1 protein-coding gene is annotated in these 1,288 nt (G+C 60.6%); it reads left to right on the top strand.

Features of this window, described 5'->3' with window-relative positions; translation table 11 throughout:
* The first annotated feature begins 80 nt into the window (after positions 1-80).
* A protein-coding gene (locus I6F24_RS37250) for an IS3 family transposase (protein ID WP_225131587.1) occupies positions 81-1,183 on the top strand; the annotation gives its coding sequence in 2 pieces (ribosomal slippage) (positions 81-342 and positions 342-1,183; 1,104 coding nt in all).
* The last annotated feature ends 105 nt before the right edge of the window (positions 1,184-1,288 follow it).

The following is a 1,288-nucleotide window of genomic DNA, read 5'->3' on the forward strand; positions in this document are numbered from 1 at the left end:
TGATCTGAGGCCGGCAAACTGGACCATTTTTGGCTAGAGTTGGCGCTGCGTAAATCCCTCGACTGGGAGGAGCGACGACGATGAAGGCCTCGAAGTTTTCGGACGCCCAGAAGGCGTTTATCCTGAAGCAGGGCAATGACGGGGTGCCGGTTGCGGATATCTGCCGCAAAGCCGGGATCAGCCAGGCGACCTATTTCAATTGGAAGAAGAAGTATGACGGGCTGCTGCCGACGGAGATGCGCCGGTTGAAGCAGCTCGAGGACGAGAATGCCAAGCTGAAGAAGCTGGTGGCTGATCTGTCACTCGACAAGGAGATGCTGCAGGACGTGATCCGCCGAAAGCTGTGAAGCCTGGTCGGAAGCGCAAGCTCGTCGATGAGGTTTGCGGTGAGTGGCAGGTGTCGATCCGCAAGGCCTGTGCGGCCCTCGAGTTCGACCGGTCGACCTATCACTACAAATCTCGTCGCTCCGACCAGGCGACCCTCGAAGCTCGGATCAAGGAGATCTGCCATGTTCGCGTTCGCTACGGCTATCGCCGCGTCCATGTGCTGCTGCGCCGCGACGGATGGCATCACGGCCAGAACAAGACGCGTCGCATCTATCGCGAATTGGGCCTGCAATTACGCAATAAATCGCCCAAGCGCCGGGTCAAGGCCAAGCTGCGCGACGACCGGCGGCCTGCGACGCGGGTCAACGAGACCTGGGCGATGGACTTCGTTCATGATCAGCTGGCCACCGGCGGCAAGCTCCGGGTGCTCACGATCGTCGATATCTTCTCCCGCTTTTCGCCCGCGCTGGAGCCGCGGCTCACCTTCCGCGGCACCGACGTCGTGGAGGTGCTGGAAAGGGTTTGCAATGAAGTGGGACTCCCGGCGACGATCCGCGTCGATCAAGGCAGCGAGTTTGTGTCGCGCGATCTTGACCTGTGGGCCTATCAGCGTGGCGTCACGCTGGACTTCTCACGGCCTGGCAAGCCGACCGACAACGCCTTCATCGAGGCGTTCAACGGCCGCTTCCGAGCCGAATGCCTCAACGCCCATTGGTTCCTGTCGCTTGCGGATGCCCGGCAAAAGGTGGAGACTTGGCGTAGATACTATAACGAAGAACGCCCCCACGGCGCGATCGGCAATCGGCCGCCGATTGTGCTCCAAAATCACGTCGGCGCCACCAGCCCGCCAACGTGATCAGAGGCGCAAAACTCTAGTTCCGGGTGGTCCAAAGTTCGGTCTCGCTGCACAAAAACCCCGAGACTCTAACTGCCGCTGGATGAAAATGCAGTGGCAGGTCAC

Origin of the sequence: Bradyrhizobium sp. BRP23 (assembly GCF_020194135.1) — a bacterium.
Classification (GTDB): Bacteria; Pseudomonadota; Alphaproteobacteria; order Rhizobiales; family Xanthobacteraceae; genus Bradyrhizobium; species Bradyrhizobium yuanmingense.